At 66.8% G+C, this 18230-nt stretch carries 15 protein-coding genes and 1 pseudogene; 7 read left to right on the top strand and 9 right to left on the bottom strand.

What is annotated here, in order from left to right; translation table 11 throughout:
* Window positions 1–1880: pseudogene (locus HUW62_RS35970) on the bottom strand (copper oxidase); the annotation flags it as partial.
* A 475-nt stretch (window positions 1881–2355) separates the two neighbouring features.
* Between HUW62_RS35970 and HUW62_RS35975 the strand changes: the two are divergent.
* The 4 genes from HUW62_RS35975 (at window position 2356) to HUW62_RS35990 (ending at window position 6907) form a co-directional block, all read left to right on the top strand.
* Window positions 2356–3258, top strand: a complete 903-nt coding sequence (locus tag HUW62_RS35975; RefSeq protein WP_163862491.1) for a hypothetical protein — start codon at window positions 2356–2358, stop codon at window positions 3256–3258.
* Between the two features lie 139 nt (window positions 3259–3397).
* Window positions 3398–4147 (top strand): RNA methyltransferase, encoded by a 750-nt coding sequence (locus HUW62_RS35980; protein WP_176436999.1) that lies wholly within the window; start codon window positions 3398–3400, stop codon window positions 4145–4147.
* Between the two features lie 234 nt (window positions 4148–4381).
* Complete coding sequence (locus tag HUW62_RS35985; protein WP_176437000.1) at window positions 4382–5560, top strand: oxalate decarboxylase family bicupin; 1179 nt, start codon at window positions 4382–4384, stop codon at window positions 5558–5560.
* An 18-nt stretch (window positions 5561–5578) separates the two neighbouring features.
* Entirely contained in the window at window positions 5579–6907 is a 1329-nt protein-coding gene (locus HUW62_RS35990; RefSeq protein WP_163862497.1) for an Nramp family divalent metal transporter, read from the top strand.
* A gap of 22 nt (window positions 6908–6929) precedes the next feature.
* On the opposite strand, the gene HUW62_RS35995 is transcribed toward HUW62_RS35990, so the two are convergent.
* Window positions 6930–7394 carry a hypothetical protein gene (locus HUW62_RS35995; RefSeq protein ID WP_176437001.1) on the bottom strand — a complete coding sequence of 155 codons (465 nt, stop codon included), beginning with the start codon at window positions 7392–7394 and terminating at the stop codon, window positions 6930–6932.
* A gap of 134 nt (window positions 7395–7528) precedes the next feature.
* Here HUW62_RS35995 and HUW62_RS36000 point away from each other — a divergent pair, with 134 nt between their 5' ends.
* Together HUW62_RS36000 and HUW62_RS36005 are read left to right on the top strand one after the other, a co-directional pair.
* Window positions 7529–8053, top strand: a complete 525-nt coding sequence (locus HUW62_RS36000; protein WP_163862501.1) for a hypothetical protein — start codon at window positions 7529–7531, stop codon at window positions 8051–8053.
* A 108-nt stretch (window positions 8054–8161) separates the two neighbouring features.
* Complete coding sequence (locus HUW62_RS36005; RefSeq protein ID WP_163862502.1) at window positions 8162–8998, top strand: hypothetical protein; 837 nt, start codon at window positions 8162–8164, stop codon at window positions 8996–8998.
* Window positions 8999–9033: 35 nt separating this feature from the next.
* Here the strand turns inward: HUW62_RS36005 and HUW62_RS36010 are convergent, their stop codons facing one another.
* From HUW62_RS36010 to HUW62_RS36025, 4 genes are all read right to left on the bottom strand, one after another.
* Window positions 9034–9822, bottom strand: a complete 789-nt coding sequence (locus HUW62_RS36010; protein ID WP_240356109.1) for a helix-turn-helix domain-containing protein — start codon at window positions 9820–9822, stop codon at window positions 9034–9036.
* A gap of 191 nt (window positions 9823–10013) precedes the next feature.
* Window positions 10014–10679 carry a hydrolase gene (locus HUW62_RS36015; protein WP_163862507.1) on the bottom strand — a complete coding sequence of 222 codons (666 nt, stop codon included), beginning with the start codon at window positions 10677–10679 and terminating at the stop codon, window positions 10014–10016.
* 137 nt (window positions 10680–10816) lie between these two features.
* Window positions 10817–11788: a hypothetical protein gene (locus HUW62_RS36020; RefSeq protein WP_176437002.1), complete on the bottom strand. Its 972-nt coding sequence runs from the start codon at window positions 11786–11788 to the stop codon at window positions 10817–10819.
* A 98-nt stretch (window positions 11789–11886) separates the two neighbouring features.
* Window positions 11887–12573, bottom strand: coding sequence for an SDR family oxidoreductase (locus tag HUW62_RS36025; protein WP_176437003.1), 687 nt, complete (start codon window positions 12571–12573; stop codon window positions 11887–11889).
* Between the two features lie 255 nt (window positions 12574–12828).
* Here HUW62_RS36025 and HUW62_RS36030 point away from each other — a divergent pair, with 255 nt between their 5' ends.
* The gene (locus tag HUW62_RS36030) at window positions 12829–14259 is read left to right on the top strand and encodes a hypothetical protein (protein WP_368670564.1); all 1431 of its coding nucleotides are present in this window, start codon (window positions 12829–12831) and stop codon (window positions 14257–14259) included.
* 109 nt (window positions 14260–14368) lie between these two features.
* Here the strand turns inward: HUW62_RS36030 and HUW62_RS36035 are convergent, their stop codons facing one another.
* The 3 genes from HUW62_RS36035 to HUW62_RS36045 form a co-directional block, all read right to left on the bottom strand.
* The gene (locus HUW62_RS36035; RefSeq protein WP_176437005.1) at window positions 14369–16318 is read right to left on the bottom strand and encodes a M57 family metalloprotease; all 1950 of its coding nucleotides are present in this window, start codon (window positions 16316–16318) and stop codon (window positions 14369–14371) included.
* A gap of 113 nt (window positions 16319–16431) precedes the next feature.
* Entirely contained in the window at window positions 16432–16782 is a 351-nt protein-coding gene (locus HUW62_RS36040) for a DUF2019 domain-containing protein (protein ID WP_176437006.1), read from the bottom strand.
* Window positions 16782–18104: a hypothetical protein gene (locus HUW62_RS36045; RefSeq protein ID WP_368670565.1), complete on the bottom strand. Its 1323-nt coding sequence runs from the start codon at window positions 18102–18104 to the stop codon at window positions 16782–16784. The genes HUW62_RS36040 and HUW62_RS36045 overlap by 1 nt, the downstream gene beginning before the upstream one ends.
* Window positions 18105–18230 lie beyond the last annotated feature (126 nt).

Below are 18230 nucleotides of genomic sequence, written 5' to 3' on the forward strand. Positions count from 1 at the left end.
GGGATGGGCGTGCCGCCGGGAATCTCACCATCCGGCAGGCGGCGGTCCTGGGTGCCGGCCTCGAAGACGTCGTGCACGCGCCACAGCGCCCACATGCCTTGCGCGAAGTGCGGGTAGAGGTGGCAGTGGTGGATGGAGTCGCCCGCGGTGAGGTTGCGATTGCCGGCGCCGCCGTAGTTGATGTCGTAGGTGAAGGCCGCGCCCGGTCCAATCGACTGCGAGTCCAGATAGGTCGAGTTGTCGTCGCTGGGGTTGAACTTCCATTGGTGGGCATGGAGGTGGAAGACGTGGGTCTCCGCGGGCCCCGCGTGGATGTTGCGGATGCGGACCGGGTCGCCCAGGTAGCTGTGGTGCACGTTGGACGGGTCGTCCGGATAGAGGGCGCGCACGGCGTTACCCTGCCAGTCCTTCTCCACGTTCATCGCCGGGTCGCCGTTGGCCCAGGACTCGAGGAAGAACTCCTCGAAGGCGCAGTCCGCGCAGTCCTTGGTGGGGCCCACCTTGGCGCGGTTGGCCATCAACTGCGCGCCCAGGCCCGCCACGCCATAGTTGACGCCGAAGCCGTCGCGCACGCCGTGGAACGTCGGGTTCCACTCCAGCTCGTCGAAGGCCTGAACCGCCTTGATCTGGTCGTGGTAGAGCGTGGTGATTTCGCGGAAGTGGCCCTGGTCCTTGGACGTGGAGGTGCCCACGCTGCTGCGGGAATAGCCGGTGATGATGGCCTCCAGGTCCCCGTGCCAGATTTCATTCGTCTTCGTGTCGAGGATGTTGAGCAGGGGCCTGTCCCGCGAGTCCCGCGCCGCGTAGTCGATGAGCGGGGTGCCGTCCGGGTTGGACAGGGGCCGTCCTTGGGCGTCCTTGCGCGTGGCGGCCTGGAGCACGTCGCCTGACACGTTGGAGCGGTACCAGGTGGAGCCAGCGGGCTCGACGTTGACGGCGCCGAAGAGGCCCTGGGCGGTGGAGCCGCCATCACCCTGGCCGCCGAACAAGGCGCCCATGCTGTACATGAAGAAGGCGCCCTCGTGGTCCGCGTAGAGGGTGTACGTGGTGCTGTCGCCCGGCGCGACGAGGGAGCTGGGGTTTCTTCCCACCTGCGCGCCGTCGTCATGGATGCTCAGGTATTGCAGGCCTTGTACGTGCACCGAGGCCCGGCGGGTGAAGGGGGAGTTGTCCTTGTGGGCGTGGTCCGCATCCTCCTGCTCCTCGCCTTCCTCGGGTTCCTCTCCCTCCGGCGCGGCACCGAACCACGTCCCGCCCACCGCGTGTCCCGCGACCAGCGAGGCCAGCGGGTCCCACGAGGGCGTCACCAGCCACGTGGGCAGCAGCTTGCGCACCATGCCGAAGCCCGCGGTGGGCTGCGCCACCTGGCTGGCGGTGGGCTGGGATTCAGAGGGGCTGGGAATCTCCGCGCGCGTGGGCGCGAGCCAGTTGGTGAACTGGATGCGCAGACAGTCACCGACGTTGGCGCGCAAGGTCAGTGGTCGCGGGCGCTTGTCGGACCTCAGCCGCACGTTGCCGGGGCCCAGGGGCCTGGAGGCGCTGATGGGTTCCACGTCCCGCTTCAGGGCGTAGAGCATCCCCGTGGGGTTGTACGAACCGAGCCGGTTGTAGGTGTACACCTGATCCAACGCCACCACGTTCGCGGTGAGGGTGCGCGCGCACGACACCCGCGCGCCGGCCACGGGTGCGGGCTCCACCTGGGGCATCGCCTTCCGCGCCAGCGGCTGGGTCCCGGAGGAGACCGCCGCCTCCTGCGCGCTGTCGGTGGGATGGGCCTGGCAGGCCACCCCCGCGCTGAACAGCGCGGTCAGCAGCGCCCGGCATACCCCGGGGAGCCGCGGCTGCGACCTTGCTCCATCCAATCTCTTTCGTGGCGACATGGGTCCCCTCCTGAATCAGCCGTGTGCCCGTCATCCCTGAGAACATTCTCAAGCTGAGACGCTTCTTGGGATGTGTTCCCTCGGGGAAACACTTACGGGTCATCTCGAAGCGCCTTCAGGCGACAGCGAGATGCAATGACTCATAGGCAAACAATCCTGGCGAAGTAAAGCCGCCCCATAACCTCGCCAAGTCACTGAAGGTAGAGGGGCGTGTGAGGTCGTGGCTGAGAAGTCTCTGTGTAATGACCTTGTTGGTGCTGTGTGACTCTTTGGGCGTGATGTCGCCGCTGACTGGCTTAGGAAACCCTCAGGAATCCCAGCGGTGCTCGCGGCTGAGGGCTTTCTCAGGAATCCCTCTCGCGCGGAGGTGGGGATGTTTGTGTTTGCGTATGTTGAAGGCAGTCGTTAGGGTGGTGGCGGCTGTGCTCCAGCCATGCGGTCCTTGTTTCCAGTACTCCCTGAAAGGAATACCCTCATGCGTCTGTCAATCCGGCCGCGCGCCTTTGGCGCGTTGCTCTCGTTTGGATTCTGCGCGTTGTTCGGCGTACCCACCTCACATGCCGCCAACTCCACCGCCTGTCAGGGCGGCGGATTCGTCCTGACCCTCCCCAATGGAACGCCCCTGTTCAACGTCAACAGCGCCAGCGGGAGTGGCAGTGGTGGGAGCGGCGGTGGTGGTGGCGGTGGCGGCAATGGAGGGGAGACCCGGGTGGAGGTCCCCAGCTCGAGGCTGCCCTCGCACGGCATCTTGAAGGTCCGCGGCACCTACATTGAATTCGACGTCGATGTGTCGACGCTGGCCGTCTACAACTACACGCTCAAGGCCACGAACAACCCCCTGGACATCACGGGCGGGGTGACCACGGTGCTCTTCACGCGCAAGGAGCCGTTGCTCGGCGCGGTGACGCTGGATGGAAGCTCCATGCGGGTGGAGCTCAAGGATGGCACCCTGCGGCTGATTCGCGAGGGACAGACGCTCAAGATGAAGATCCAGGCCAAGGATTGCGCCCAGGGAGGCATCTTCCAACTGGAGCCGGAGTGGGCCACCGAGACGGGGACGGTTGACTTCGTCCACACGCTGGGGCCGGCCGTGTTCTATTTCACCAACCCGTACACGGGGAAGATCAACTTCGGCAACTCGAACCTCATCCGGGGCAAGGACAGCCCGCAGGTGGCCGCGAAGCTCGTCCAGGACGAGCGCGAGACCATCTGGCGCGTCACGTCCGGTGGCCGCATGGGCGGAGTGCTGGGGGAGGATGCGATTGAGAACTCTCCTCCCGCCAGCGAGTGCACCAAGAACTGCCAGGCGCAGAACCGCGTCCACGGCAGGTATGAGGTGCCGGATCCGGTCTACGAGAGCGACGGCGACGACGACTGACCCTGGGACGGGGTGACGTCCGCGGAGTGGTGACGGAGCGGGGTTCGGTCCTTCGGAACGCGGAAGGCCCGAGCCCCGGTGGTGCATGCCGGAGCGGATGTGCGCGACGGAGGCCGGGCGCGGCCGGTATGGTGGCCGCATGGCTCTCACCTCCCACCTGCGTGTCGTGCTGCACCAGACGCAGGGTCCGGACAATCTCGGCGCCGTGGCGCGCCTGGCTGCGAACTTCGGCGTGGCGGAGCTGGTCCTCTCGGACCCCCAGCTTCAGGAGATGGACGGCGCAAGGCGCATGGCGGTGCACGCCGGCCACATCCTGGAGGCCGCGCGAATCGTGCCCACCTTGCCCGAGGCGCTGGAGGACGTGGTGCTCGCGGTGGGGACCACCTCGCGGCAGAACCTGCGCGGCATGCCCACGCTCTCTCCCGAGGAGGCGGTGGCGCTGATGGCGAAGCACTCGCAGCGGGGGAAGGTGGCCCTGGTGCTCGGCGGCGAGAAGCGCGGCATGTCCGACGAGGACCTCAGCCACTGCCAGCAGGCGCTGGTCATCCCCACGCGGCCCGAGCAGCCCTCCATGAACCTGGCGCAGGCGGCGGCGGTCCTCATGTACCTCTGCGCGCGCGCGCAGGTGGAGGCGCCGCCGCCGGGCGCGGTGGACGGGGCGCCGCTGCGGCTGGTGCAGTCGCTTCAGGCCTGGATGCGGCAGGTCCTCCTGGGGGTGGGCTTCCTCAATACGCAGGGACCGGATGCGCTGCTCTCGGAGATGATCCACTCGCTGACCCGCTCGGCCCTGACGAGGCGGGAGGTGGAGCTGTGGCTCTCCGCCTTCAAGGCGCTCTCGCGTCACGTGGTGGGCCCGACGGCGCGTCCGGACTCCGACAAGAAGGGCTGAGGCGCGAAGGCTCCAGGGGGGGCACCGCGCTGCCCTCGTCCTGATGACATGGGTTCGCTTCTCCGGGCGAACACCCCCGCGTTTCGAGTTCCCCCACGCGACAGACGGAGGGTTGCCGGGGCGGCAATGCCACCGCGGCTCGACGACGTCTCGCGGAGAGGTGCCTAGGTTCGGCGCCCTTCGACTCCGCGTGCTCGTGCCGCGGTGGTCTTTCGCGAACAGGGATGTCCTTCCATGTCAGACGAACTCGTCGAGCGAACCGGCCCACAGCTTGCTCCGCCACAGCCCATCCGCAACGGCGCGGGTGCCACGGTGCTGGGGCCGAGGAACCCTCCTCGCGAGGCGGAGAATCCGAACCTGCTCGTCCCGCCGCGCACGGACCATGGCTCGATGCCCAACCTCCGCTGGTCCTTCGCGGACAGTCGCATGCGACTGGAGGAAGGGGGTTGGGCACGGCAGACGACGGTCCGCGAGCTCCCCATCGCCACCGAGATTGCCGGCGTCAACATGCGCCTCAAGAAGGGGGCCGTCCGGGAGCTCCACTTCCACAAGGAAGGGGAGTGGGCCTACATGCTCAAGGGCCGCGCGCGCATCAGCGCCGTGGACCGGGGCCGCAAGACGTTCCTCGACGACGTCAGCGAAGGCGACCTGTGGTTCTTCCCCTCTGGGGTCCCACACTCCATCCAGGGACTGGGGCCGGACGGCTGCGAGTTCCTGCTCGTCTTCGACAACGGCACCTTCGACGAGAACGAGACCTTCCTGCTCACGGACTGGCTGGCGCACATCCCGAAGGACGTGCTCGCCAAGAACTTCGGGGTGCCGGAGAGCGCCTTCGCGAACATCCCGGCGCATGAGCTCTACATCTTCCTGATGCAGGAGCCCGGCCCGGTGGGGAACCTCACCCTGGACCAGAGTGGGGGCGAGGGGCCGGTGTCTCCGTGGTTCAGCTACCGGTTGCATTCACAGGAGCCCATCCGCACGAAGGGGGGCACCGTGCGCATCGTCGACTCGTCCAACTTCCAGGCGTCGAAGTCCATCGCCGCCGCGCTGGTGGAGGTGGAGCCCGGCGCCATGCGCGAGCTCCATTGGCACGCGAACGCCGCCGAGTGGCAGTACTACATCTCCGGTCAGGCGCGGATGACGGTGTTCGCCTCGTCGTCGAACGCCGCGACGTTCGACTACATGGCCGGGGACGTGGGCTACGTGCCTCGGATGATGCCCCACTACGTGGAGAACACGGGCAAGACGACGCTGCGCTTCCTGGAGACGTTCCGAAGCGACCACTTCGAGGACCTCTCCTTGCGGCGGTGGCTGTCGCTCACGCCCCATGACCTCGTCCGTGGGCACCTGAGAATCGACGAGTCGGTGCTCGCGGGGATTCCGCCCCAGAAGTCGCCCATCATCCCGCTCTGAGCCGAAGCGACGTCGGTCATGTCGAGACACGGCACATCCACGCGTGAGGACCTGTCGTTCCCGAGGCCGGGCTCTCCGGAGGCGGAGCCGCTCACGGAGGCGCTGCCGCCCCGTGGGGCGCGGGTGCGGGGGCTGGGCGCCTTCGCCGGCTCCGGGGCGCTCATCGCGGTCGGCTATCTGGACCCAGGCAACTGGGCGACGGACCTCGCCGCGGGCTCGCGGTATGGCTATGCGCTGCTCTGGATGGTGCTCGCGTCGAGCCTGATAGGCATGTTGCTGCAGAGCCTCAGCGTGAGGCTGGGAATCGCCACGGGGCAGAACCTCGCGGAGGCCTGTCGTGAAGCGTATCCGCGCTGGCGTATTCCCCTCTGGTTCACGGCGGAGATCGCCATCGCCGCCACGGACCTCGCGGAGCTGCTCGGCTCGGCCATCGCGCTGAACCTCCTGTTTGGCATTCCGCTGTGGGCGGGCGTCCTCATCACCACGCTCGACGTGCTGACGCTGCTCGGGCTCTTGAGCGCGCGGCCGCGCAAGCTGGAATGGATGGTGCTCGGGTTGGTGCTGACGGTGGGGGCGGCGTTCGCGTTCGAGCTGGTGCTGAGTCGTCCCGTGGCGGGCGAGGTGCTCGCCGGCTATCTGCCCACGGGCGCGATTCTGCGCGACAGCGGGATGATGACGCTGGCGGTGGGGATCCTCGGCGCCACGGTGATGCCGCACAACCTCTTCCTTCACTCCCAGCTCGTCAACACGCGTGACTTTCCGCGCGACGAGAGCGGCCGTCGCGAGGCTGTGCGGAGCGGGACGTGGAACACCCTCTATTCGCTCGGCGCGGCGATGTTCATCAACTCCGCCATCCTGATTCTGGCCGGCTCCGCGTTTCATCGCTTCGGACACACCGAGGTGGTCGAGCTGTCGGACGCGCACGCCTTGCTGAGCTCGCTGCTCGGTCCGCTGGCGGCGACGGTCTTCGCGCTGGCGCTGCTGCTCGCGGGGCAGAGCGCGGCCATCACCGGCACGCTGGCGGGCGACGTGGTGATGATGGGCTTCTTGCGGTTGAGGGTCCGGCGGTGGGTGCGCAGGCTCATCACCCGGGGCGTCGCGCTCTGCCCGGCGCTCGCGGTCATCCTCATGGCCGGGGACCAGGGCGCGGGTCAGTTGCTCATCGTGTCCCAGGTGGTGCTGAGCCTCCAGCTCGGCTTCACGGTGGTGCCGCTGGTGTTGCTCACCAGCGACCGCGGTCGGCTCGGAGCCCTCGCGCTGTCACCGGCATGGCGCGCGCTGGCCTGGCTGGCCACCGCGATGGTGCTGGGCGTCAACCTGTATCTCCTCGGGTCGCTCGTCGTGTAGCGAGGCTTGGCGTCTGGGGCGACTACGCGCGCAGCCAGGCGAGGATGACGTCCTTGTCGCCTGTCGCCAGCACGTACGGCGTGCCCGGTGCGATGACGCCCTTGCGTGCCGCGATACCCTCCACCGCGTCCTGGGCGTGAGTGAGTTGGATACCAGCCCCTCCTCCACCCAGGACCAGGGGCGCACCCATCTTCAAGTCGAGCACCACGACCTGGCGCTTCGCCGGCCTGGGCTCTGCCATGTCCACGACGACGAAGTCGCCCGCGAAGCGACGCTGGTCGCAGCGGAAGACCCAGAAGTTGCGCTTGCGGTCGAGCAGCTCCCGCACGAAGGGCTTCTCGTCGCTCTTCAAGCCATAGCGCTCGGAGAGGAGGCTGGCGGTGGAGAGCGGATAGCCCGCCTCCTTCGCCAGGAGCAGCGCCCAGGGGTTGGCATGCCGCAGCAGCGGCAGCAGGACGGGCAGGACGATGGGGGGCTCGCGAGGCATGCGTGGCCGTGCTCGACGAAAGAGGCCGCTCGTGTCGGACCGACATTCAATCACGTCGCCGGCCCCCCGGGTTCCAGCGCCCCCTCGGCTCTGGTATGGGACGCGGTCGTCACACCACTCCCTGGAGTCTTCGCATGTCCCGACTTTCCCGCCCCGCGCTCGTGCTCGCCCTGATGCTCACGTCCACCTCGGCCCTCGGGGCTTCGCAGTGGGTCCAGGCGCGGACGGTGCTCAACACGTGTGGCTACTTCAGCACCTCCCAGGCGGAAATCACCCTCACGTACCGCAACGATGACCTGCCCTGGGGGACCAGCGTGTTCCTCATCTACGGCTGGGGCGGAAGCTCGGGCCCTTCCAGCCCGTTCGACTGGGCTCCGGCGCCGCAGACCGTGGAGGTGCCGGCCGTGGCTCCGTACCACTGGGGTACCACGGTGACTGGTGTCATCCGGGCGCGGACCTCCACGCAGTACACGAGCATCAACTACGTCTGGAAGGTGGTCCTCCCGGACGGACAGGAGTTCTACGAGAAGGGCAATGGCTCCACGTACGGCTACTACGCCGCGGACTTCTCACAGGTGCCCATGCCGTGCACCACCACCGCTGGGGCGTTCATCGGCACGCCGACGCCGCTGATCATCACCACCGTCGTCAAGAACTGACGGTCCACCGCCGACGGGCGCCCGGCGTGGGATGGGGTGGCGCCCCAAGACATGGAAGGGACGGCTGAGATGGCGGGTCACCCCGTGGCGGTGTGGACAGGAATTCTCGTGGTGACCCTGGGTTGCACGGCCTGTGAGACGGAAGAGATTCGGCGGTTGAGGAGTCTGAAGCGAAGCTCAAGCCTTGCGCGTGCTGAGTTGGTGGAGATGCTTGAGAACCGTGTTGAGCGCGAGCGTGAGCTACAAGCAATCGAACACCGACTGCGCTTCTACTGCCCCCCAGTCGACCAGGAAGAGTTGCTGTCCAGGCTGACGCAAGCCGTTGCCCGCGCGAATGTGAAGGTGCTTCACGAGAGCCGCGATGGGGTGATGCTTCGGCTGCAACGGGCCGATGGGGTGGGAGACATTGTCAACACCCTTTCGGCGCTCTGGAGGGCCGCGCCATTTCTCTCCCTCACGCGGCTCTCCGTTCAACGCGACGCGTGGTCGGCGGACTTCGAGACAGGGCCGGCCTGTCTACCATTGAAGGAAGCAGCGGCTACGGTCACCCGATTCCCACTGCCTCCTCGTGGGATGCTCTGGACTGAAACAAGTAGAAAGTTGAGGGCGGAGATTCTCGCTGCGGAGCGCGACATTCAGCGATGGGAGTCCACGTCCTTGGCTGGAGGCCTGGCGAGAATCAATTCTCGCAAGCTCCTGCACGAACGTCGTCGTGATCAGCAACTGGGTGGGCCTGATTACCTGATGGGGCAGATGAAATTGATCGAGGGACTCCTCGAAGGCGCGGTCGCGCCCGAATTGACGCTCGCCAAACAGGCGGCTGGCAGATGGCTTCTTGAGAGCAACCTCGCCGGGCTGGATGTGGCACGGGCCGAACGCCTGGGGCGGGCCGGCTACCGGTTGGAGGGAGGCCCAGAGGGTTCCCAGGTGCTGATCCGTCGCTGAAGTCGCGCCAGGCAGAGGGGAGGCGACTCTCCCGGCTAGCGCTTGTGCTCCCTCCGCCACGTCGCGGGCGGGGTGCCATGAATCCGCCTGAACGCCTTGCCGAAGTGCACCCCATCGGCGAAGCCCGTGGCTTCGGCGACCTGCTCCAACGAGGCCGGCGTCGTCAGCAGCATCGCCTGCGCGCGCTTGAGGCGGGCCTGGAGCTGCCATTGATACGGCGCCAGGCCGGTGGAGGACTTGAAGGCGCGGCTGAAGTGCGCCTGTGACAGGTCCACCAGTGCGGCCAGCTTCGACAGTTCGACGCGCTCGGGCAGGCTCGATTCCAGGAAGTCAATCACCCGGCGCAGTTGCCACGGTGCCAGACCCTTGCTCGGCGATGGGCCTTCTCCTCGGCGAGAGCCCAGAGCGGCGCAGATGGCGGCGGTCAACCCATCGCCATAGAGCTGGGTGGAAGGGTCGTCGTCATCCACCGCTTTGGCGAGCAAGCGCATCAGCGTCCAGAGTCGGTCGTCAGCGAAGCGCAACCGCGGCGCTTCCAGGTCGGCGTGGCGCAGCGATTGGCCCAGGCGCTCGTCCAGCTTCGACAGGTCGAAGTTGAGTACGGCATCTCGCACCGTGCACGCGCCGGCGCTGTAACCCCACAGCGTCATGCCGGCGGGCACGATGTTCATCTGCCGGGGAACGTAGCCGATGGGGCAGGGTTGGCCTTCGCGCAGGCGGGGCTCGCAGGGCGTTCCCACCTCATCCAGCAGCGCGCTCAGTCGAGTGCGGTCTTCCAGGCATAGCGAATACCCGGTCGGGCCCGAATTCTGGCTCTCATTCACATCCACACAGATTCCATTCCACTGCCGCCGGACGGAGGAAAGCGCGACCACGTTCTCGGGCAATGGGCTCAGTCGTTCAACGCGTGTCTCCACGGCATCGTCCTCCCGAACTCCCTGGGACCAGGGAGCATCGAGAGGACGATGTCAGCAGATCCACGGCGTGTCTTCCCCGAACACGGGAGGACGCGCGCTCAGGCGCCTTTGCCTGCCCGGCTTGCCAGCAGTTGCATCTCCCAGGCGAAGGCCACGGCGCTGCCGCCGCCGTGCTCGCCAATCACGGCGGAGAGCTCGGCGGCGCTGGCCTCGCGGGCCCAGTCGCGCTGCCATTCGGCAATCACCGCCATCCAGGTGATGGGCGTCACTCCCGCCAGCAGCATGCGCCTCACCGCCATCTCATGCGCCTCGCGAGTGACGCCGCCCGAGGCGTCCGTGACGGCATAGACGTCATATCCTTCACCGGCGGCCTGAATCGCGGGCATGGCCAGGCAAATCTCGGTCCACAGCGCGGCAATCACGAGCTTCTTCCGGTCGGTCTTCTTCACCGCGTCCACCACGCGGCCGTCTTCCCAGGTGTTGATGAAGGTGCGGTCGATGGGCTTCTGCTCGGGGAACACGTCCTGCAGGCCCTTGACGAGGTAGCCGCCGCGCTCCTCGAGCACGGTGGAGAGGATGGTCGGCACCTTGAAGACCTTGGCCGCCTTGGCCAGGCCGATGACGTTGTTCAACACCATCGTCGGCTCGTGGCTGTGCAGGTTGGCGAACTGGTAGGGCTGGTGGTCGATCAACAGCACCACGCTGTTCTGGGGCGTCAGCAGGGCGTCGAGCCCGCGATGAGAGGGGGAATGGGCCGTGCTCATGGTGTGGATGCTCCTGGAGTGGGATGTCGCCGGAAGTCCCCGCTGGGAGGACCGGGCCGGCGATGTCATTGGGCCCCAGCCAGGAGGCGAAAACACGGTCTGTTCCCGCGACTTCTGGTCCGTTCCTGCGCCGGAGTCTAGAGCTTCACCGCGATGCCGGCCTCGTTCAGCCTCAGCCTCCGCGCGTAGGTGATGAACCTGTACTGCTTTCCCTCCCTCTGCTTGACCAGCACCTGCGGTGGCGTCGTGATGTCGATCTCCAACCCCTTCGCTTTGTCTTTACCGACGAAGTCGGGGGCCCCTCCTTTGTTCATCTGGACGACGTCTGACAAATGGTCGAGGTAGGGGGAGACGCAGATGGCGCTCTGCAGGTGGCCCGCCGTCAGTCGCTCGAGGGCCTTGCCGTACAGCACGTTGAACAACCCGTCGGTCATCGTCTGCACGTTCTTGCCCGACCCGACGTTGGGATTGGGCCGATATCCGCCTCCGCCGAACATGTAGGCGACCTCCTTGTCGGTCAGCACCTGCATCGCGACGCTGGGGTCGGCGGCGAATTCGGAATGCGCGCGCTCTTTCAGGGTGTCCACCCGTTTGACGAGCTCATTCTTCAATGCCTCACCGGCGAGAGCGTCGAGCTCCGCACAGGGGCCGCCGTCCGCCTTCGCGGCCTCTGCCGCCACCTTGCCCGGTTCGACGCGGACGCCGTCATCCAGCGAGTCCGCCGATGCCTGGCTGGGTTCAACGCAAGCCCCTTTGACGTGGACGAGCGCTCCGTCGCAGCGGCAGGTCGCGGGCCCCGCGGCACTTGCCTGCGGCGGGCAGTCGACATTCGCGGCGACCTGGTCCTTCTCGTCGTCTCCGTCCTTGAAGTAGCACCGGAAGGCCCCCTGTCCCTCATACGCCGGCGCACCGACCATGCCGCCCCGGTCGAAACCCTTGACGAACGCCGCACAGGCCTGCGCGGCGTCGCGGAACAACTGGTCGCAGTGCCGGACGCCGTTGGCCGGGAACGGTGCATCGGCGGCGAGCGCGCGTGTACAAGACAGCGCCAGGACCACGGCAAGGACCGATGGGTGCAGGCAAAGGAGGGAGTCACGGATGCTGGGCATGGAAGCCTCCTATGCACTTGACCCAGGCACCATAAGCCCTCGGCCCTCCAGCGGCATCTCCGGCGCCACCCGGCAAACGCCCGGACATGCCACCGGGTTCACCAGTCGAGGCGCTGGCCCCGGAAGTCGAAGAAGCCGCCGCTGTCCCCGAGCGTCAGGCGGTCGAGCACCGTGAGCAGCCCCGTGGCGGACTCGGACACCTGCGTCGGTGCGCTCGCTCCGCCCATGTCTGTCTGAACCCAGCCGGGACTGATGGCCACCGCGATGAGTCCCTCGCCGCGCAAGTCCGCCGCGAGCGAGCGGGTGGCCATGTTCAGCGCCGCTTTTGACATCCGGTAGCCATAACCTCCGCCCGACGTGTTGTCGGCGATGGAGCCGAGCCCCGAGCTGAGGCTCGCGATTCTCGCCCCGCGTGCTTGCCGAAGACGTGGCAGCAGCGCGCGTGTCACCCGGAGGGCTCCGAGCGCGTTCACCTGCATCATCTGGAGTGCGTCCTCGAGTGAGAGGTCCTCGAGGTCATCGCTCCGGGTGCGCCGACCCGCGTTGTTGATGAGCAGGTCCACCGGACCCGTCAGCGCGGCGGCGAACGAACTCACGCTCTCATCGCGGGTCACGTCGAGGGCGTGTACATGCAGCCGGCCACCCGAGGCTCCCGTGAGGGCGGAGAGTTCGCGGGCCTGCGCCAACTCTCGGACTCCTGCGTACACGGTGTCTCCACGCGTGAGGGACTGCCGGGTGAGTTCGAGGCCGATGCCACGGTTGGCGCCTGTGATGACGAGATTCATGGGGCCGGACCATAGACCTGGACCTCGTTGGAGGGGGACTGTGGGGCACATGGGCCACACGATGTGGGGTGGTCCCCCCTGTCTTCACGTCGGCGGGCCTGTACCGCCATGCGCCTCCGCAGGGGTGCTCGTGCGGGGGCCCCGTGGCATGTCACTTGCCTTGGACTGGCGCGCGGGCATTCAGCTTCCTTGTCTTTGGAGCAGTGCATGACCACCGGCCATCTGAGCCGACGTTTGTCTTCTTGGATTCTCATCGTGTCGCTCTCGGTGGTCGGCGTCGTCGCGGGGTGCGACTCGTCGGACCCTTCTCCCGGGGAGCAGCCCTCTCCCGACGGCGGGACGGACTCCCCCGACGGAGGACCTTCGCCTGACAGTGGGACGACCTCACCGGATGGCGGGCAGCAGCCTCCTCCCGAGTTCACCTGGGGCCACGGCACGGAGTCGGGCACGTTGGTGGGCAACGTGTGGACGCCGGGGCGCGACGCGACGGGGCTGGTGAATGAGGTGTCGTGGGCGCTCGTCCCGAAGGACCGGTGGATTGAAGTCGCGGGGACGCCCCTCACCACGCTCGACGCGGAGGTCAAGGCGGCGCTCCCTGGCTTCCGAGACCTCGGCTCCCAGGGACTCGCCGGGGTCATCAACGCATACTCGGGTGTGGCGCTGGATGCGCCGCGCGCGCGGTGGTGGGCCTTCGGTGGTGGCCACGCGGACAGCTCCAACAACGGCATCTATCGCTTCGACATGGCGAAGATGCGCTGGAGCATCGAGCAGCTCCCGGACCACTCGGCGAACTGGACGGGTGTCCCCTGGGGGAATACCTACAGCAGCTATCCGCCCGCCTCGGAGTACGCCAAGGCTCATCCGGACAGCGACGTCACCGGGGACGAGTTCTTCGACCCGGCCCGGCCCGCCGCATCGACAGGCAACCCCACGGCCCGTCATACCTACAACGGGCTCGTCTACAACCCGGACCTCGAGGAGATTGCCTTTGGCGTCCGGCGCATGTGGCGTTACAGCCTGACGACGCGCAAGTGGACGCGCCACAACCCGTTCAACACCCCGGGTGCCTCCTACAACGGAGAGACGGGGTACGGTGGCGCGGCCGGGTGGACGTTCTGGGACGAGGTGGCGGGCCGTTACGTATTCGGCCCCACGGAGAACGGCAACTATTCGCGGTGGTGGTCGTTCGGGGCCGCGGACAAGTCCTGGAAGTGGGAGGTCATCACGCCTCCCACCTGGTTCTTCGCGCAGATGGCGAGGGTGGGGCGCACGCTGGTGAGTTTCCCGGCCCCGGGGCACGAGGAGCCGCACGTGCACTTTCCCCGACTGATTACCTACGACCTGGACACGACGAAATGGGGCGAGTTGAAGCTGACGAGCGACCTGGTGCGTGCGCGTTGCTTCAGCGAATACTTCGAGGGCCAGGTGTTCGCCTACGTGCCTCCGCTCAATCGCTATATCGCCGCGTTCCGGTATGACCGCGATGGCGACGGGAGCTTCGAGTACCGGACCTACGAGGTCGACCCGGTGGCCCTCACGCTGCGCGAGGCTCCCCAGTACGAGGCTGGCGCCTTCGGCGGGTGGCATGAGCTGGTGAAGAACCGCTTCTTCTACCTGGCGACGCACCACGCCCTCGTCTACGTGCGCAGGGGCGAAGAGAACCTGCGGGTCTTCAGGCTCCCTTGAGCCGTGAAGGAACGCGGCACGGTGGCTCGTGCCGCGTTGGAGGACAGCGCGAGGCGGATGGGCCAATGCCCGCGGCGGGATTCGCGCCCCCAAGTGCTGGGAGCGGTCGTCACCAGGGCGCGATGGCCGCGTCCGGGGAGAAGGCGAGGAACTGTCCGTTGGCCATGGACTGGACCTGCCGGTACATGTCCGCGCGGTAGAGGTAGACGTCGTCGCGCTGGTCGTTGTCGTGGTCGAGGACGACGACCTTGTCCTGGTGCTGGGTGAAGTCATACGCCCAGGTGCCGCCGATGCCTGACCCGCCGTAGGCGATGGAGAAGCCACCCGCGCCATTGCCCTGGAGCATGTAGGCGGCTTGGGTGCCTCGACGGTGGAAGAACAGGTCGTCGAAGCCGTCGTTGTTGAAGTCGAGCTTCACCGCGCGGTCCCAACGGTCCAGCAGGTCATACCCCCCGATGCCCGAGCTGCTTCCGGACTGGAGGGTGTATCCGCCCGTGACGAGGCTGCGTGCCAGGTAGGCGACGCCATGCCCCGGCCGGTACATCAGCAGGTCGTCACGGTTGTCGCCGTTGAAGTCGAGCACCACCACGTCATCGTTGCCGTCCAGGAAGTCGAAGCCCGCGAAGCCGAACGCCTGGTTGCCGGTGAAGCCCGTCGTGGTGTTGCGAATCAACGCGGCCAGGTTGCCGCCCGGGCGGAAGAAGAACAGGTCGTCGCGGCCATCGTTGTCGGAGTCGAGCACCCGCACCTGGTCGCGGGTGTCCTGGAGCGCGGCGCCGGCGATGCCCGAGGTGCTGGCGAAGGCCTGCGAGAACGTCCCGTCGCCGTTGCTCCGAGCCACCCAGGCCACGCTCCCACCCGGCCGGTAGAAGAAGAGGTCCTTGAAGCCATCGGTGTCGTAGTCGAACGCGACGGCGCGGTCATGGGGCCCGCTGAAGTTGAAGCCGGCGAAGCTGCTCGTCGCCGTGGTGGTGGTGAAGGTGCGGTCGGCATTGCCCCGAATCGCGTAGGCGGGACCGCCCCCGGGACGGTAGACGAACAGGTCGTCGCGGCCATCGTTGTTGAAGTCGAGCACCACCACCCGGTCATTGCCGGACCCGAAGTCGAAGCCCGCGCTCATGATGCTGGTGGAGCGGCTCCAGCTCCCGAGCGTGTTGGAGAACCCCACCCACGCCTGACCGTTGCCCGGGTGGTAGCCGAGCACGTCATCCAGACCGTTGCCGTCGAAGTCGCCGGCCACCACCTGGGGGCCTCGCTTGTATTTGTCCGCGACGCCCCATTTGTCCCAGCCGCTGAGGATGGGCCACAGCCCCGTGAAGCCAGGACAGGTGTTGTAATACATGATGGAGGTGGAGTCGAAAGGGGTCAGCGCTCGCCAGTCATTGGACTCCGCGCAGGGCGACGGCGTCCCCGGAACGCGGGTGTGCTCGTGACGGAAGCCCAGCGCGTGCCCCAGCTCGTGCGTGAGGGTGCCGGTCAGCTCGTCGACGCTGTCCTGGATGACGACGTTGGGGTGGATGAGGACGTTTCGGTTGGAGCGCGCCCCATTGGGGAGGAAGGCCCGCGCGTCGTATGGGGCGTTGGACGCGGCGACGCGCACGTCGAAGACCACGGTGTTGTTGGAGGCGTGGCAGTTGCCGTCCTGTCCGAAGTCGTGGCGGAACGCGACGTAGGCCTCGGCCTCCCAGAAGAGGGCGGCGCGCTGCATGGCCTCGACGACCTTGGCGTGGTGGCTCAAGGACGTGCTCACACAGTAGGTGAGGTTGTTCGCCTGGGGTCCAGTCCATGCCGTGTCCCCGCCACCCGTCTGATGGATGATGAGGCCTCCTGGCTGGACGCTTCGGGCGTAGTACTCGCGCAGCTTCTCTTCCCCATGGATGGGGATGTCTCCCTCGACGAGGTAGAGGCCCGTGTCGGGCTCCTGATAGAGCGAGGCCTTGAATTGCTCGTATGTGAGTCCAGTGGTGAGGGATTCTTCCGGCGAGGTCGCAGTGGGGCCCGCCGAGCCACCACAGCCCGCGAGCAGCAAGCCGCCCAACAGGAATGAGTAGGAACGCATGAGGGTCTCCTTCCGGCGAGTGGACATCCACGTCGCCCGTTCGCGCACTGCGATGGAGATACGAGGAGGACCGTGCGTTCTGGTCATGGTGATGCGCGATTTGGGATGGGCGGTTACTCCGGGTCGAGCGCCCAGGTGCCGTCCTCCCAATGTCGCAGCGTCATGATTGCGTCGAGGGCGCCGATGCCTCCTTCCTTGGCTGCTTCCTCCAACACTGCCTTCGCTTCGGCCGTCCTGTAGCGGAGCAAGAACCCAGCCGCCGCGGCGCGAATGTCCGTGCGGGGATGCTTCAGCAGTACGGCGAGGGCGTCCCGACCCGCATTCCCATGCTTCCGGAGTTGCTGAAGCGCCGCGATGTATTGCTTGGCGTGGCGATTGCCTGTCCTGGCATCTCCTCGCCGGATGGCATCAGTCTGGGCCGCGACATTCCGCGCGAATTGCTCGACCAGTTCTTCCAACGTCATCACCAGAGCCCCTTCTTCACGTTCTCAATGGCCAGCAACCCAAACTCTCGCTGAGCCTGGTGGGACTGCGTGCTCAGCCACTGCCGCACGGTCTGTGTATAGGACTGCGTGAGAAATGGGCGAATTGATGAATAGAGGGCACTGATATCGGTGTGCAGGCCCTTGTCCAGCGGGATGACGTTCTCGGTGTTGTGGAGGGCCTGGGGACCAAAGCGCTTCACGTTGCCCGGGGTCTGCTCGACGATGTGGTGCCACTCCTTGTCCTTGCCCGCCGGACCCATGGCCTTCTTGAAGCCACTGAACGAGCCCCAGGCTCTGTAGCCCGTGGGACGCACCTTGACGGAGCGGCCGCCGCTCGCGCCACTGGCTACCATGGCTAGGGCGCCGGGAGCGAGGGTGATGGTGACCGTCTCGGCACTCACTGCCACCGTTCCCACTTCCGCGACCGCCGCGAGACGGATGCCCATCTGCGCTTCGGCCTGCATCGCGGCCTGTGCTGCGCCGGGGAGCATGGGCACCTTCGACCCTATCCCCGCCGCCGTGTTCCCAATGGCCACCGTGGCCAGCATGGCGAACGCTCGCGCCGCGTTGCGGCCCATGACCTCGCCGTAGCGTTCTCCCGCCTCGCGTAGCTCGTTGAACGTCGTGGCCCGCTCCGCCTCGTCCACCAGACGCTTGAAGCCCACGATGAGGCTCCAGAACGTGTCGATGCCCACGTAGGCAATGAGTGAGGCCGTCATCACGGCTGCGGCACCCTTCGAGAACGGCTCGGGTACCGAGAGCAAGATGCAGTAGGTGGTCCACGTCCAGAGAACCGCCGACATCATGGCCTGCGGGTTGGCCATGTCCTTGAAAGCATCCATCATTTCGTCCAGTACGGCGCCCTGGGCCAGGGCCATGGCCAATGCGTAGCGACCATCTCCAGTGACAGAGGCACTCTCCACCAGGAGACGCAGGCAATCTCCGGGCTTGTTCGTGCGCTCACACCAGTGCAGGTAGGCGCGCGTCATCCCCACCTCTGTCGAGGTGGGTTCTCCCTCCAGATGTTCACCTGGACCCAGCGGGATGACACGGTGGCTGCGTGTCTCGTACAGGTACGAGCCGCTGCGCGAATCCATCTCGAACAACCGCCGAGCCGTTTCCTGGGGATGCGTGGAAGGCCGCACGCTACGGGCCAGTGCTTCCAGGGCTTCAACGAAGTCGTCTTCGTCCAGTTCCACGGGTGCGGCATCGCCGCCGCGTGGGGTGCGCACGATGGGCTCGCCGTGGTCTGTGTGAAGCCCCACGGACTTCGTGGTGCTGCTGCAACCGGCCAGCAGCACTAGGAGCCTGTCGCGGTAATCGCAACGAGGGCTTGCCCTGCCGGGGATGAGGAGGCTCAATGTCCGGCATGAGCAAGAAGTTCCGCCCCTGGAATGTGCAGCAGGACTTCCTGCTGCCGCCCTCGC

It is taken from the genome of Myxococcus sp. AM011 (genome assembly GCF_013372595.1).
Lineage (GTDB): Bacteria > Myxococcota > Myxococcia > Myxococcales > Myxococcaceae > Myxococcus > Myxococcus eversor.